This is a genomic window from Thauera sp. K11, assembly GCF_002354895.1.
Classification (GTDB): Bacteria; Pseudomonadota; Gammaproteobacteria; order Burkholderiales; family Rhodocyclaceae; genus Thauera; species Thauera sinica.
This window is the reverse complement of sequence record NZ_CP023439.1, coordinates 2,511,638-2,527,649: the sequence shown is the minus strand read 5'-3', so window position 1 is coordinate 2,527,649 and position 16,012 is coordinate 2,511,638. Positions and strand designations below refer to the sequence as shown.

Genomic DNA, 16,012 nt, shown 5'->3' with positions numbered 1-16,012 from the left:
GCCCGTCGCCCGCGAGCGAAGGGAGGGCGTGCGCATGAGCAGCCAGTCGGCCTTCGCGCGCCGCCTGCGGCGCTACTACACCTGGTACACCGTCTGCTTCATCGTGTTCGTGGGCCTGCTTGCCGTCGGCGAGTACCTCGGCTTGTCGCAGCGGGTGATCGGCCACGTCTTCCTGTTCGTGACCATCGCGATCTATGCCGGCATCGGCGTCATGAGCCGGACCTCGGACGTGTCCGAATACTACGTCGCCGGCAGGCGGGTGCCGGCGGTATTCAACGGCATGGCCATCGCCGCCGACTGGATGAGCGCGGCGTCGTTCATCGGGCTGGCCGGCACGCTGTACTTCGCCGGCTTCGAGGGGCTGGCCTTCGTCACCGGCTGGACGGGCGGCTTCGTGCTGGTGGCGCTCCTGCTCGCGCCTTACCTGCGCAAGTTCGGGCAATACACCATCCCGGACTTCCTCGGTGCGCGCTACCAGGGCAACGTGGCGCGGGTGGTCGGACTTGCCGCCGCGGTGCTGGCGAGCTTCGTCTACCTCGTCGCGCAGATCTACGGCGTGGGGCTGGTGACGAGCCGCTTCGTCGGCATGGAGTTCGAGATCGGCCTCTTCGTCGGCCTCGCCGGCATCCTGGTGTGCTCCTTCCTCGGCGGCATGCGCGCGGTGACCTGGACCCAGGTCGCGCAGTACGTGATCCTGATCGTGGCCTATCTGGTACCGGTGGTGATCCTGTCCTACAAGCTCACCGGCATTCCGATTCCGCAAGCCGTCTACGGCGGCGTGCTGCAGCAGATCACCGCGCGGGAAGGCGAACTCTTCGATGCGCCGAGCGAGATCGAGGTGCGCAACCTCTACCGCCTGCGCGCTGCCGAATACGAGCGCAAGATCGCCGAACTCCCGCTGTCGCTGGAGGCGGAGCGCAGCCAGTTGGTCGAGCGCCTGAACCGGCTGCGCCTGGACGATTCCCCCGCCCGCGAAATCGCGCTGACCGAGCGCGCGCTGCGCGACCTGCCGCGTTCGCCTGCCGATGCGCGGCAGCGCTGGGAGCGCGTGCAGGCCGAGGCGCTGGAGCGGTCGCGGTCGCCGCCGCGTCACGCGGAAGCGCATCCCGGCGCATCCGCGTCGGAATCGCGCATCGTGCGCAACAACTTCCTCGCGCTGATGTTCGTGCTGATGGTGGGAACGGCGGCCCTGCCGCACATCCTGATACGGTATTACACGACCCCGGGCGTGGTCGATGCGCGCCGTTCCGTCCTCTGGTCGCTGTTCTTCATCTTCCTGCTCTACGTCACCGCGCCGGCCTACGCGGTGTTCGCCAAGTGGGAGGTCTACTACAACGTGGTCGGCTCGACGCTGAACATCCTGCCGGACTGGGTCGCCTCCTGGGGCAAGGTGGGCCTGGTGCGGATCGAGGACATGAACGGCGACGGCGTGCTGCAACTGGCGGAGCTGAGCCTGAACACCGACGTGATCGTGCTCGCGACGCCGGAGATCGCCGGCCTGCCCTACGTGGTCTCGGGCCTGGTGGCGGCCGGCGGTCTTGCCGCGGCGCTGTCCACCGCCGATGGCCTGCTGCTGACGATCTCCAACGCCTTGTCGCACGACTTCTACTACAAGGTGATCAACCCGGAGGCGACGACGCACCGCCGGCTGGTGATCTCCAAGTCGCAACTGCTGATCGTCGCCGCCGTTGCCGCCTGGGTGGCGTCGCTGCGGCCGGACAACATCCTGTTCCTGGTCGGTCTCGCGTTCTCGATCGGGGCGTCGGCCTTCTTCCCCGCACTGGTGCTGGGCATCTTCTGGAAGCGGGCGAACCGGCCGGGCGCGGTGGCCGGGATGCTGGCCGGCCTCGGCGTCACGCTGTACTACATGGCGCGCACGCATCCCTTCTTCGGCGGCACGATGAGCAACGCCTGGTTCGACATCAACCCGATCTCGGCCGGGGTGTTCGGCGTGCCACTGGGATTCCTGATCATCATCGTGGTGAGCTTGCTCACGCCGCCGCCGCCGAAGGAGATCCAGGATCTCGTCGACTACGTGCGGTATCCGCAGCTTCCCGGCAAGAGCAGGCCGGTGAACTGACGGGACCTGCGCCGCGGTGCGGCCCGGCTTCCATGCCGGCCGCGCCGCCGGCGCACTTGAAGCGCCGGCAATCCGCCCCACATAGGGAGCAATTCGACATTCACGGAAGGAATCCGGCGATGCGCTTCGACAAACTCACCACCAAGTTCCAGCAGGCCCTCTCCGATGCGCAGAGCATCGCGGTCGGCAACGACCAGCAGTTCATCGAGCCGCAGCACCTGCTGCGCGCGCTGCTCGAGCAGGAGGACGGCGGCACCGTGTCGCTGTTGCAGCGTGCCGGTGTCAACGTGCCGCCGCTCAAGCCGGCGCTCGTCAAGGCGGTCGACCGGCTGCCCAAGGTCGAGGGCCACGGTGGCGAGGTCGGCATCGGCCGCGACCTCAACAACCTGCTCAACGTCACCGACCGCGAGGCGCAGAAGCGCGGCGACCAGTTCATCGCCAGCGAGATGTTCCTGCTCGCGCTGGCCGACGACAAAGGCGAGACCGGCCGCTTGCTCAAGGAGTACGGCCTGACGCGAAAGGCGCTGGAGGCGGCGATCGAGGCAGTGCGCGGCGGCGCCAGCGTCGGCAGCCAGGATGCGGAAGGCCAGCGCGAGGCGCTCGCCAAGTACTGCCTGGACCTGACCGAGCGCGCCCGCCACGGCAAGCTCGACCCGGTGATCGGCCGCGACGACGAGATCCGCCGCGCGATCCAGATCCTGCAGCGCCGCACCAAGAACAACCCGGTGCTGATCGGCGAGCCCGGCGTGGGCAAGACGGCCATCGTCGAGGGGCTGGCGCAGCGCATCGTCAACGACGAGGTGCCGGAGACGCTGAAGGGCAAGCGCGTGCTGTCGCTCGACATGGCGGCGCTGCTCGCCGGCGCCAAGTACCGCGGCGAGTTCGAGGAGCGGCTGAAGGCGGTGCTCAAGGAGATCGCGCAGGAAGAAGGGCGCATCATCGTCTTCATCGACGAACTCCACACCATGGTGGGGGCCGGCAGGGCCGAGGGCGCGATCGACGCCGGCAACATGCTCAAGCCCGCGCTCGCGCGCGGCGAACTGCACTGCATCGGCGCCACCACGCTGGACGAGTACCGCAAGTACATCGAGAAGGACGCCGCGCTCGAGCGCCGCTTCCAGAAAGTGCTCGTCGACGAGCCGACGGTGGAAGCCACCATCGCCATCCTGCGCGGCCTGCAGGAAAAGTACGAGATCCACCACGGCGTCGAGATCACCGACCCGGCCATCGTCGCCGCAGCCGAACTGAGCCATCGCTACATCACCGACCGCTTCCTGCCGGACAAGGCGATCGACCTGATCGACGAGGCCGCGGCGCGGATCAAGATGGAGATCGATTCCAAGCCGGAGGTCATGGACCGGCTCGACCGCCGCATGATCCAGCTCAAGATCGAGCGCGAGGCGGTCAAGAAGGAGAAGGACGAGGCTTCCCGGAAGCGGCTGCAGCTCATCGAGGAAGAACTCGAGAAGCTGCTGCGCGAGTACAACGACCTCGAGGAGATCTGGAAGGCCGAGAAGGCCAAGGTCGCGGGCTCGGCCCACATCAAGGAAGAGATCGATGCGCTGCGCGCGCAGATGGCGGACTTCCAGCGCAAGGGCCAGCTCGACAAGGTAGCCGAGCTGCAGTACGGCAAGCTGCCGCAGCTCGAAGGGCAGTTGAAGATGGCCGAGCAGGCCGGCGAGGGCGGCGCGCCCAACAAGCTGTTGCGCACCCAGGTCGGTGCCGAGGAGATCGCCGAGGTGGTGTCGCGCGCCACCGGCATCCCGGTCAGCAAGATGATGCAGGGCGAACGCGACAAGCTGCTGAAGATGGAAGAGCGCCTGCACCAGCGGGTGATCGGGCAGGACGAGGCGGTGCGCCTGGTGTCCGATGCCATCCGCCGCTCGCGTGCCGGGCTGTCGGACGAGAACCGCCCGTACGGTTCCTTCCTCTTCCTCGGCCCGACCGGCGTGGGCAAGACCGAACTGTGCAAGACGCTGGCCGAATTCCTGTTCGATTCGGAGGAGCATCTCATCCGCATCGACATGAGCGAGTTCATGGAGAAGCACTCGGTCGCGCGGCTGATCGGCGCCCCTCCGGGCTATGTCGGCTACGAGGAGGGCGGCTACCTGACCGAGCAGGTGCGGCGCAAGCCCTACAGCGTGATCCTGTTCGACGAGGTCGAGAAGGCGCACCCGGACGTGTTCAACGTGCTGCTGCAGGTGCTGGACGACGGCCGCATGACCGACGGCCAGGGCCGCACGGTGGACTTCAAGAACACCGTGATCGTCATGACGTCGAACCTCGGCAGCCAGATGATCCAGCAGATGGCCGGCAGCGACTACGGCGTGATCAAGCTGGCGGTGATGGCCGAGGTGAAGACCTTCTTCCGCCCCGAGTTCATCAACCGCATCGATGAGGTCGTGGTGTTCCATGCGCTCGACGAAAGACACATCGCCGGCATCGCGAAGATCCAGTTGCAGTACCTGGAGAAGCGCCTGGCACGGCTGGAAATGGGGCTGGAGGTCACCGATGCGGCGCTCGCCGAGATCGCGACCGCCGGTTTCGATCCGGTGTTCGGCGCACGGCCGCTGAAGCGCGCGATCCAGGAGCGGATCGAGAACCCGCTCGCCAAGGCCATCCTCGAGGGACAGTTCACCGCCAAGGACCGCATCCGCGTGGATGTCGAGGGCGGACGCATCACCTTCGGCCGCGCGGGCTGAGCAGGAGCCGCGAGGCCGCGGAGGCGGGCCGATGCGCCGGAGGCGGCGCATCGGCCCGTTCCCGTTCAGGCCAGGGCGACGGATTCGGGGCGGGCGGTCCCGGGCGCGGGAGTGTGCGCACAGGCATCGAAGCCCGCCAGCCACTTCGCGAATGCGTCCGCCGTCAGCGGCCGCGAGAACAGGTAGCCCTGCATCGCGTGGCAGCCCCGCTCGGTGAGGTAGGCGTGCTGGGCGTGGGTTTCGACGCCCTCGGCCACCACCTGCATGCCGAGGTCCCGTGCCAGCGACAGGGCGGCCGAGGTGACGGCGGCGTCTTCGGCATTGCCCGGCAAGTCGTCGACGAAGGAGCGGTCGATCTTGAGGCGGGTGATGGGCAGCCGCTTCAGATAGGCAAGGCTCGAGTAGCCGGTGCCGAAGTCGTCCAGCGCCAGCGTCAGGCCCAGATCCACCAGTTGCAGCAGGCGCGCGGACAGATCCTCGCCCGGTTGCATGAGGGCGCTTTCGGTGATCTCCAGCTCGATGCTGGCGGGGTCCGCACCCGTCTCCGCCAGCACGGCCGAGACCTTGGTGACGAAGTCCGGCTTGTGGAACTGCAGGGCGGAGATATTGACCGCGACCACCAGGTCGGGGAGTCCCGCGCGGCGCCATGCCACTTGCTGGCGGCACGCCTCGCGCAGCACCCACTCGCCCAGCGGCACGATCAGCCCGGTGGATTCCGCCAGCGGAATGAACTGGTCCGGCGGGATGAGGCCGCGCTCGGGATGTATCCAGCGCACCAGGGCCTCGCAACCGTAGGGGGCGCCGCTCGCCGCCTCGATCTGCGGCTGGTAGTGGAGCAGCAGCTCGTTGCGTTCGATGGCGCGCCGCAGATCGTTTTCCATGCGCAGGCGTTCGGTGGCGCGTGCGTTCATCTCCGGGGCGAAGAACTGGTAGTTGTTGCGGCCCGCTTCCTTGGCGCTGTACATCGCCGTGTCGGCATGCTTGAGGAGGGTGTCGACCTCGGTGCCGTCGTCCGGGAAGCGCGCGATGCCGATGCTGACCGACAGATGCAGGTCGTGGTCGTCGATATGAACCGACTCGGCCAGCGCATCGATCATCTTGCGGGCGACCACCGCGGCGTCGTCGGCATGCGTGAGGCGGGGCAGCAGGGCGACGAACTCGTCGCCGCCCAGGCGGGCGAGCAGATCCTCGCCGCGGATGCAGTCGGCCAGCCGGCGCGCGACGGCCGCGAGCAGGCGGTCGCCGATCGGATGGCCGAGCGAATCGTTGACCGTCTTGAAGTTGTCGAGGTCGAGGAACAGCACCGCGAGCGCGTCGCCATGGCGCTGGGCCGCGTGCAGGGAACTGCGAGCCCGCTCCTGCCAGGCGCTGCGGTTGGGCAGGCCGGTCAGCGTGTCGTAGTGCGCGAGGTACTGGATCTGCGCCTGGGCTTCGCGTGCGCTCGTCACGTCCTGCGCCGTGCCGCGGATGCGGACGAGGCGGTCCGCGAGCCACTCGCTTTCGACGCGGAATTGCAGGATGCGCGGCGGCAGGCCGCTCACCTTGCAGTCGAGCGTCATGCGGCCGGGCATGTGCGACAGGGATGCGATCGCATTGCCGAGAAATACCCGGCTTTCCGGCGCGACGGCAAGGACGAGATCGTCGATCGTGGCCAGGTCGGCCTCGTCGCAGCCCAGAAGCTGGTACAGCACAGCCGATGCCTGCAGCCCCTCGCGGCCCGATACGGTTTCCCAGCTTCCCAGGCGCGCGATGCGCTGCGCGTCGGCCAGCGCCTCCTGCTCTTCGTGCAGGCGGGCGCCGATGGCCTCCAGTTCGGCGGTGCGCCGTTCGACGAGTGCGGTGATGCGGCGGCGGCTGCCGGTGGTGATCAGCAACAGCGCGCCGAGCATGCCGGTGGCGAGCAGGCCGGCGGCGATCGTTGCCCAGGCCGCCCAACTGCGCAGGGCGTCGAGGTAGACCGGGGTCGCGCGGCTGCGCAGTTCCCAGCTGCGGCCGGCGAAGGTGAGGCGGCTGCGGTGCGTGACCGCACGATCCATCCACGCCGGCGCCTGGCAGCCCGGGGTACCGGACAGCCGGGCGGATTCGCCGCTCGCGCCGAGGTCCGCCAGACAGAGTTCGATGCCCGCGGCAACCGCGCCGCTGGTCGCTGCCGCGAGCACGTCGTCCATGCGCAGGGCGGTGGAGATCACCCCCAGCATGTTCCCGGTGCCGGGCTGGCGCACGGCGCGATAGATCATCACGCCCTGCTGCGATCCGCTTTCCTGGACGAGGCGCAGGGCAGCGGTGGCGGCCGGCTGCCCGGTCGTCCTGGTCTTTTCCAGGGCTTCGGCCGCGGCCGCGAGGGACAGCGGATTCAAGCCGATGACGCTGCGATTGGCGGCCAGCGGTTCCACGTAGATGCTGGGCAGGTACTCCGCGTGCTCGGCGGCCGGGAAGGTACGGCCGTCCGTGTCGCGGTCGAGGATCCCGAACCCCTCCGGCCTCTCGGCGCGCATCCGCGCCTCGAAGGCGGCGCGGTCGTCGTGCCGCACCAGCGGGCTCCAGTTCAGGCTCTGTGTTCCGGGATGCGTCTGCAGCCAGGGGGTGACGTACTCCTTGAAGTCATCCCGGCTGATCTCCTTGCCCACCGCCATCAGGCGCTCGATGGCGAGCAGCACGTCCAGTTGCACATTGAGGCGTCTCTGCATCCGGTCGGCGGCATGCTCGGCATCGCGCGCGAATTGCGATTCGATGCGCAGGTCTTCCCAGTGCATGACCTGGCGGTATGCCAGCGCCAGCAGGACGAGCGCGACCGCCAGCGGTACGATGACCCCGAGGCGGCGGGGTCGCCAGGCGGCCGCCGGCCGGCCGGCGAGGACGAACATCAGCGGCGCGGCGATCAGCACGCCCAGCGTGTCGCCGGTCCACCATGTCCACCAGTTGAAGGCGGCTTCGGCCGGCGGGATGATGCCGGCACGGACGAGGGCGGGGACCGCGATGGAAGGGCTGATCAGCGAGCTCAGTGGCGCGGCGACCGCCAGGAAGAGCACCACCGGGCGCGGCGTGTCCAGCGCGTTCGGGAAGGCGATGAGGCGCCGGGCGAGGAGCGCGCCCGCGACTGCCTGCAAGGTCGCGCCGGCCGGGACGATCAGGGGGCCGAGGACGCTCCAGCCCGGGGTGCCGAGCAGTGGCCAGGCGGCCGAGAACTGCACGAGCAGCGATCCCAGGCAGACCGCCGGCCAGGTGCGCAGGCCGAAGATGAGCAGGGCGGACAGCGCGATGCCGGCAGGTGGAAACGCCGGCGCCGTATAGCCCGGCGGTACCGCGAGCTGAAGCGATGCGAAGCCGGTCAGCCAGTATGCGAGGCAGATTACGAGGCAGACCTGGAGGTTTCGCGGAAGGGTGGCGCGCATCCCGGCAATATATCCCGCGGACAATGCCGCCGAGTGTGACGCACCGCATGCGGACGGCCAGAATGGCGGCACATTGCGCTACACTCGCGCTCTTTGGCGCCCCTCCTCCGGGTCTCGCCGGTTCCTTCCCTGGCTCATACGGAATTCAAGATGTTCGAGGCTGTTCGTAAAAACCAGCGTGTCGCCCAGATCATTCTCGCGTTGCTCATCATCCCGTTCGCATTCTTCGGCATGGACGCCTATTTCCGGGATGCGCCCGGCGGCGGAGAAGTGGCGGTGGTCGATGGTACGCCGATCACCGAAGGGGAGTTCGACCGTGCGCTGCGCGAACAGCAGGATCGCCTGCGCAGCGCGGCCGGCGGGCAGGTTGACCGCGCGATGCTCGAATCCGAGGAATTGCGCCGCGCCGTGCTCGAGAATCTGGTGAATCAGCGGGTGCTCGCGCTGTATGGCATGGAGAGCCGTCTCAACGTGACGCCGGCCCAGCTCCAGCAGACCATCGCCGGCCTCGAGAGCTTCCAGCAGGACGGCCGCTTTTCGCTGGAGCGCTACGAGGCGCTGCTGCGCGCGCAGGGCATGAGCCCGGCGATGTTCGAAACCCGCGTCGCGCACGATGTGCGCATCCAGCAAGTGGCGACGGCGGTGGGCGAGGCGGGCTTCGTGCCGACGGCCTCGGCGAGCCGTTTCCTCGCCGCCCAGCTCGAGGAGCGCACCATCGGCGAGATGCGCTTCCCGGCCGCCCGCCATGTGGCGGACATCAAGCCGACGGACGAGGAGATCAACCAGTTCTACGAGTCCAACGCGGCGAGCTTCGAGCGGCCGGCCCGGCTGAAGGCGGAATACGTGGTGCTCGACCATGCCGCGGTGGAAAAGCAGGTCGCCGTGAGCGAAGAGGAAGTCCGCGCGGCCTACGACAGCAACCCCCAGCGCTTCGGCCAGCCGGAGACGCGCCAGGCGCGCCACATCCTGCTCCAGATCGAGCCCGGCGCCGCTGAAGGAGAGGTGCAGAAGGTGACGGCGCGTGCGCAGGAACTGGTCGCCGAACTGCGCAAGGACCCGTCGCGGTTCGCCCGCCTCGCCAGCGAGAATTCCCAGGACCCGGGCTCGGCCGGCCGTGGCGGCGATCTCGGCTTCTTCGGCCACGGCGTGATGGTGAAGGCGTTCGAAGAGGCCGCCTTCGCGCAGAAGAAGGACGAGATCGGCGACCCCGTCCGCTCGGAGTTCGGCCTGCACATCATCCAGGTCACCGCGATCAAGCCTTCGAGCATCCGTCCGTTTGCCGAGGTGCATGACCAGATCGCGGCCGAACTGCGCACGCAGGCTGCCGGACGCCGGTTCGCCGAACTGGCGGAACAGTTCTCGAACACGGTGTATGAGCAGTCCGACAGCCTGGCGCCGGTCGCCGAAGCGCTCAAGCTGGAAATCCGGCGCACCGACTGGATCGCACGCGGCGCCGATGCGCTCGGCGGCCATCGCAGCGAGCGCCTGATGAACGCGCTCTTCGCCGACGAAGCGGTGAGGAACCACCGCAACACGGAGGCCGTCGAGGTCGGCAACAACACGCTGGTGGCGGCGCGCGCGGTCGAGTTCGAGCCGGCGCAGCGGCTGCCGCTGGAGGAAGTGAAGGCGCGCATCGCCGACCAGTTGCGCAACGAAGCCGCGGCGAAGAAGGCGGTGGAGCAGGGCGAGGCGGTGCTGGCCGCGCTGAACAAGGGCGAATCGGCCACCGGCGCATGGAGCGAGTCCCGCAGCCTGCAACGCGCCGCGCCCGGCCTGCCGGCGGCGGCGATGGCGGCGGTGTTCTCCGCCCCGACGGCGAAGCTGCCGGCCTACGTCGGCCTGGCCGTGCCGGGCGGCGACTACACGATCTATCGCATCGAGGCGGTGAAGCGCCCGGAGCTGGCGAACGACGACCCCCGCGTCGCGGCGGTGGCCGCACAGTATCGCCGGCTGATCGCCGAGCGGGATTTCAGCGCCTTCCTCGCCGAACTGCGCGGCCGCTACAAGGTGGAACTCAAGCTGCGGCCGGCGGCAGGCGCCGCGGGCTGATGCCGCTTTCCGCAGTGCTGCCGTAGACGCGGAAACGCCCGGGATTCCCGGGCGTTTCCGTTTCGATCGGCCGCCGCCGGCACGGCGCGCCTGCGATCAGGGTTGTTCGGCGTTGCCGAGCGCGGTGGTGTTGAAGCCGCCGTCGACGTACATGATTTCGCCGGTGATGCCGCTGGCCAGGTCGGAGCACAGGAATGCGGCGGCATTGCCGACCTCCTCGATCGTCACGTTGCGGCGCAGCGGCGCGTTGTGCTCGTTGAAGGCGAGCAGCTTGCCGAAGTTGCCGATGCCGGAGGCGGCGAGCGTCTTGATCGGCCCTGCGGAGACCGCATTCACGCGCGTGCCCTCGGGGCCCAGGGTGACGGCCATGTAGCGCACCGCCGCCTCGAGGCCGGCCTTGGCCATGCCCATGATGTTGTAGTTGGGCATGGTGCGTACCGCACCCAGGTAGGACAGGGTGAGCAGCGAGCCGTTGCGCCCCTTCATCATCGGCCGTGCGGCCTTGGCCAGCGCCGGGAAGCTGTAGGCGCTGACTTCCTGCGAGACGCGGAAGGCGTCGCGCGACAGGCCGTCGAGGAAGTCGCCCTCGAGCGCCTCGCCCGGGGCGTAGGCGATGGAATGGACGAGGCCGTCCAGCCCGTCCCAGTGCTGCCCGAGCTGCTCGAACAGGCCGGCGATCTGCGCGTCCTCCTGGACGTCGAGCGGGAAGATCAATTGGCTGTCGAAATCCGCCGCCATCTTGGTGACGCGGTCATGGAAGCGGTCGTTCTGGTAAGTGAAGGCGAGTTCCGCACCCTCGCGGTGCATGGCCTTGGCGATGCCGTACGCAATCGAACGGTTGCTGAGCAGTCCAGTGATGAGAATTCGTTTGCCGGCTAGAAAGCCCATGAGTACGACTCCAAATAACAGATCGGCGGATTATACCCAAAGGCGCCGTGGTCAATCTGTCCATGCGGCTGCGGGCGAAACCTGACAGAATCCGGCCTTCGGTCACGATCATCGCCCGCATTCCGCTCCTTCCGCCGATGCGTTTTCCGCCGTCCCGCTCCCGTAGCCGCCGCCGTCCCGACCCGTTCCGCATCGCCGCGCTGGCGTGTGCCGCCGGCATGCTGCTGGGTGGATGCGGACCGGTCTGGAACGACCCTTATCCGGCTTCGGAGCGCGGCCGGAACATCCTGTACACCGCCTTCACCGAGCGGCCGAAGCATCTCGATCCGGTGCAGTCCTACGTCGAGGACGAGGCGACGTTCCTGTACCAGATCATGGAGCCGCCGCTGCAGTACCATTACCTGAAGCGCCCGTACGCGCTGGAGCCGGGCGTGGCGGCCGAGATGCCGCTGCTGCGGCGCTACGATGCCGTCGGGCGCCAGTTGCCGGACACCGCCGATGCGGCGCGCGTGGCAAAGAGCGTCTATGAGATCCGCATCCGTCCGGGCGTGCTGTACCAGCCGCATCCGGCCTTCGCCAGGGCGGAGGACGGCATGCCGCGCTACCTGGCGCTGGCGCCGGAGGATCTGCGCGGCATCCGCGGCGTGGGGGACTTCGCCGCGACCGGCACGCGTGAGCTGGAGGCCGCCGACTTCGTGCACCAGATCAAGCGCCTGGCGCATCCGCGCCTGCATTCGCCGATCTTCGAACTGATGGCGGAGTATCTGCCCGGCCTGAAGGATCTCCAGGTACGGCTGGCCGAGGAAGCGAAGAAGAACCCGGGCTGGCTCGACCTGGCGAAGTTCGAACTGCCGGGCGTGGAGGTGGTCGACCGCCACACCTACCGCATCACGCTGCAGGGCGCCTATCCGCAGTTCCTGTTCTGGCTGTCGATGCCCTTCTTCGCACCGGTGCCGCCGGAGGCCGACCGCTTCTTCGGCCAGCCGGGCATGGCCGAGCGCAACCTGACCCTGGACTGGTGGCCGGTGGGCACCGGTCCCTACATGCTGGCCGAAAACAATCCGAACGCCCGCATGGTGCTGGTGCGCAACCCGAACTACCGCGCCGACACCTATCCCTGCGAGGGCGGGGCGGACGACCGCGGGAACGGCCTGCTGGCCGATTGCGGCAAGCCCGTGCCGTTCATCGACGAGGTGGTGTTCTCCCGCGAGCGCGAGGGCATCCCCTACTGGAACAAGTTCCTGCAGGGCTATTACGACGCCTCGGGCGTGTCGTCGGACAACTTCGACCAGGCGGTGACGATGAGCAGCCAGGGCGAGGTCACGCTGTCGGACGACATGGAAGCGCGCGGCATCCGGCTGCTGACCTCGGTGTCGCCCTCGATCTACTACCTCGGCTTCAACATGCTCGACCCGCTGGTGGGCGGCGGCGATACGAGGGAAGGCCGCGAGCGTGCGCGCAAGCTGCGCCAGGCGGTGTCGGTCGCGCTGGACATGGAGGAGTTCGTGTCGATCTTCCTCAACGGCCGCGGCGTGCCGGCGATGAGCCCCATCCCGCCGGGGATGTTCGGCGCGCGCGAGGGCGAGGCCGGCATCAATCCGGTGATCTACGAATGGCGCGACGGCCAGCCGCGGCGCCGCGGGCTGGACGTCGCCCGTCGCCTGCTGGCCGAGGCGGGCTGGCCCGACGGCCGCAACGCGAAGACGGGCGAACCGTTGATCCTGAACCTGGACACCACGCCCGGCGGGCTGGGCGACAAGTCGCGCTCGGACTGGCTGGCGAAGCAGTTCCGCGAACTCGGCGTGCAGTTCGTGGTGCGGCCGACCGATTTCAACCGCTTCCAGGACAAAGTGCGCCAGGGCAATGCCCAGCTCTTCTTCGTCGGCTGGAACGCGGACTACCCCGACCCCGAGAACATGCTGTTCCTGCTCTACGGGCCCCAGGGCAAGGTGAAGTTCCACGGCCAGAACGCGTCGAACTACGAGAATCCGGAATACGACGCGCTGTTCGAGCGCATGAAGGCCATGCCCGACGGCCCCGAGCGCCAGCGCATCATCGACCGCATGGTGGGCATCCTGCGCCACGACGCCCCCTGGCTGTTCGGCTTCCACCCCAAGTCCTATTCGCTGCAGCATGGCTGGATACATAACCGCAGGCCCGGCAACATCGTGCGCAACACGCTGAAATACCAGCGCATCGACGTCGCCCGGCGGGAGGCGGCGCGCGCCGCCTGGAACCGGCCGGTGCCGTGGCCGCTGGTCGTCGCGGCATTGCTGCTCGCCGCCATCGTGGCACCGGCCGTGCGGCACTGGCGCCGCCACGAGCGCGCCACCGCGGCGGGTGATGCCGCGGGTCCGGCCGGGGCGCTGCGCACCGGCGGGGGAGGGCGCTGATGTTCGCCTACCTGATCCGCCGCGTGCTGTACGCGATTCCCATCCTGATCGGCGTGAATCTGCTGACCTTCGTGCTGTTCTTCGTGGTGAATTCGCCCGACGACATGGCGCGCATGCAGATCGGGGTCAAGCGCGCCACGCCGGAGGCGATCGAGCGCTGGAAGGTGGAGCGCGGCTACGACAAGCCCATGTTCTTAAATTCCGAGGCCGGCGGCACGGCGCGGGTGACCGACACGATCTTCTTCGACAAGTCGCTGCGCATGTTCGCGTTCGACTTCGGCCGCGCCGACGACGGCCGCGACATCGCCCGGGAGATCCGCGACCGCATGGGGCCGTCCCTGGCGATCGCGCTGCCGACCTTCGCACTCGGGCTCTTCGCGGCGATCAGCTTCGCGCTGCTGCTGGTGTTCTTCCGCGCCACCTATCTGGATTTCTGGGGCGTGGTGGGCTGCGTGGCGATGATGTCGGTGTCGGGGCTGTTCTACATCATCGGCGGCCAGTGGCTGGTGTCCAAGCTGTGGTCGCTGGTGCCGATCTCGGGCTATGCGAGCGGGCTCGACGCCGCGCGCTTCCTGGTGTTGCCGGTGGCGATCAGTGTGATCGCGGGCATCGGTTCGAGCACGCGCTGGTACCGCACGATCTTCCTTGAGGAGATCTCGAGGGACTACGTGCGCACGGCGCGGGCGAAGGGGCTGTCGGAACTGCGCGTGCTGTTCCGCCACGTGCTGAAGAACGCGATGATCCCCATCCTGACCGGCGTGGTGGTGGTGATCCCGCTGCTCTTCATGGGCAGCCTGCTGGTGGAATCCTTCTTCGCCATCCCTGGGCTGGGCAGTTACACGATCGATGCCATCAATGCGCAGGATTTCGCGGTGGTGCGGGCGATGGTGTTCATCGGCTCGGTGTTGTACATCGTCGGCCTGATCCTGACCGACATCTCGTACACACTGGTCGATCCGCGTGTGAGGCTGGAGTAGGCGGCATGGGCATGAGCTTTCAGCCGGTGATCCTGTGGACGGATGCGCTGCTCTTCCTGCTGTTGCTGGCCTGTGTGCTCGCCGCGCTGCACGTGCGCGGCACCGAGCCGCTGCGCGACGCATGGCGCAAGGTCGGACGCCGTCCGGCCGGCATGGCGGCGGCGACCGTGCTGCTCGCCTTCGTGCTGGTCGGCCTGCTCGACAGCCTGCACTACCGCCCCCGCCTGCCGGACGTGGCGCCCGCCGCGCAGCCCGTGCAGGGCGCCGGGGGCGAGGCGAACGGCGCGATGTATTCGTCCGAGGTCCTGTCGGTGCTCGATGCGCTGCTGGCGCCGCTGCGGCTGCAGACGGAAAAGACGTATTCGGCCCCCTTCGCGGCCACGCTGTACCAGCGCGAGACGGTCCAGTTGCCCGGCGGCGGCCAGCAGCGAACGTATCCGCGCCTGCTCCATGGCGCCGCGCACCTGGCCGAACCCGATGTCGAGCGCGGCGGCGACGTCGCGCTCCGGATGCTGTCCGCCCTGGGCGTGGCCGCGCTGGGCTGGGCGGGCGCCTTCGTGCTGGTCGCGCGGGGCGTGGCCCGTGCCGGGCGCCTGCCCTGGGGCGAGGCGATGTCCGCGGTGCTGCGGGGCCGTACCGTGCTGGCCTGGCGCGCGGCGCTCGTGACGCTGGCGGTGCTGCTGGCGATCGCCTCTGCGTGGATCATGCTGGCGTCGCACTACCATGTCCTGGGTACCGACAAGGTGGGTCAGGACGTGCTGTATCTGGCCTTGAAGGGCGTGCGCACGGCGCTGGTGATCGGCACGGTCACGACGCTGGTGACGATGCCTTTCGCGGTGGCGCTGGGGATCGCCGCGGGTTATCTGGGCGGCTGGGTGGATGATGCGGTGCAGTACGTCTACACGGTGCTCAACGCGATTCCTGGCGTGCTGCTGATTGCGGCGGCGGTGTTGATGATGCAGGTGGTGATCGACACGCATCCGCAGTGGTTCGATACGGCGGCGCAGCGCTCGGATGCGCGGCTGCTGGCGCTGTGCTTCATCCTCGGCATCACGAGCTGGACCGGGCTGGCGCGGCTGCTGCGCGGCGAGGCGCTGAAGCTGCGGGAGCTGGAGTACGTGCAGGCGGCGCGGGCTTTCGGCGTGGGGACGGCAGCGATCCTGCGGCGGCACATCCTGCCCAACGTGATGCACATCGTGCTGATCGCGCTGGTGATGGATTTTTCCGGCCTGGTGCTGGCGGAGGCGGTGCTGTCCTACGTGGGCATCGGCGTGGATCCGACGACGATCAGCTTCGGCACGATGATCAATATGGCGCGCGCCGAACTCGCGCGCGAGCCGATGGTCTGGTGGTCATTGGCGGCGGCTTTCGTGTTCATGTTCGTGCTGGTGCTGGCGGCGAACCTGTTTGCCGACGTGGTGCGGGATGCGTTCGATCCTCGGCGTTCCTGATTCTTGACTTTGTGTGGATTCTTGATGGGGGCGGGGATTTGACCGGAGCGCGGGGCATTCCCTCCGCCGGCTGCGGAACT

Annotated in this window: 8 protein-coding genes; 6 read left to right on the top strand and 2 right to left on the bottom strand. The window is 68.4% G+C overall.

From position 1 onward, the window contains the following. The first annotated feature begins 34 nt into the window (after nt 1-34). Entirely contained in the window at nt 35-2,080 is a 2,046-nt protein-coding gene (locus tag CCZ27_RS11025; protein ID WP_096448154.1) for a sodium:solute symporter family protein, read from the top strand. Between the two features lie 119 nt (nt 2,081-2,199). Beyond that, on the top strand, nt 2,200-4,782 hold the full coding sequence (gene clpB / locus CCZ27_RS11020) for an ATP-dependent chaperone ClpB (RefSeq protein WP_096448152.1): 2,583 nt from the start codon (nt 2,200-2,202) through the stop codon (nt 4,780-4,782). Between the two features lie 65 nt (nt 4,783-4,847). Here clpB and CCZ27_RS11015 read toward each other — a convergent pair whose 3' ends face one another. After that, on the bottom strand, nt 4,848-8,174 hold the full coding sequence (locus CCZ27_RS11015) for an EAL domain-containing protein (RefSeq protein WP_096448150.1): 3,327 nt from the start codon (nt 8,172-8,174) through the stop codon (nt 4,848-4,850). A 150-nt stretch (nt 8,175-8,324) separates the two neighbouring features. On the opposite strand from CCZ27_RS11015, the gene CCZ27_RS11010 reads away from it, so the two are divergent. After that, nucleotides 8,325-10,223 carry a SurA N-terminal domain-containing protein gene (locus CCZ27_RS11010; RefSeq protein WP_096448148.1) on the top strand — a complete coding sequence of 633 codons (1,899 nt, stop codon included), beginning with the start codon at nt 8,325-8,327 and terminating at the stop codon, nt 10,221-10,223. A 96-nt stretch (nt 10,224-10,319) separates the two neighbouring features. On the opposite strand, the gene fabI is transcribed toward CCZ27_RS11010, so the two are convergent. Further along, on the bottom strand, nt 10,320-11,111 hold the full coding sequence (gene fabI / locus CCZ27_RS11005) for an enoyl-ACP reductase FabI (protein ID WP_096448146.1): 792 nt from the start codon (nt 11,109-11,111) through the stop codon (nt 10,320-10,322). Between the two features lie 218 nt (nt 11,112-11,329). On the opposite strand from fabI, the gene CCZ27_RS11000 reads away from it, so the two are divergent. From CCZ27_RS11000 to CCZ27_RS10990, 3 genes are read left to right on the top strand one after another with little or no spacing between them, the layout of a single operon-like run. Next, the gene (locus tag CCZ27_RS11000; RefSeq protein ID WP_232516663.1) at nt 11,330-13,504 is read left to right on the top strand and encodes an ABC transporter substrate-binding protein; all 2,175 of its coding nucleotides are present in this window, start codon (nt 11,330-11,332) and stop codon (nt 13,502-13,504) included. Beyond that, nucleotides 13,504-14,481: an ABC transporter permease gene (locus CCZ27_RS10995; protein ID WP_096448144.1), complete on the top strand. Its 978-nt coding sequence runs from the start codon at nt 13,504-13,506 to the stop codon at nt 14,479-14,481. Before CCZ27_RS11000 ends, CCZ27_RS10995 begins: the two co-directional genes overlap by 1 nt. Before the next feature lie 11 nt (nt 14,482-14,492). Next, nucleotides 14,493-15,932 carry an ABC transporter permease gene (locus CCZ27_RS10990; protein WP_096452425.1) on the top strand — a complete coding sequence of 480 codons (1,440 nt, stop codon included), beginning with the start codon at nt 14,493-14,495 and terminating at the stop codon, nt 15,930-15,932. Nucleotides 15,933-16,012 lie beyond the last annotated feature (80 nt).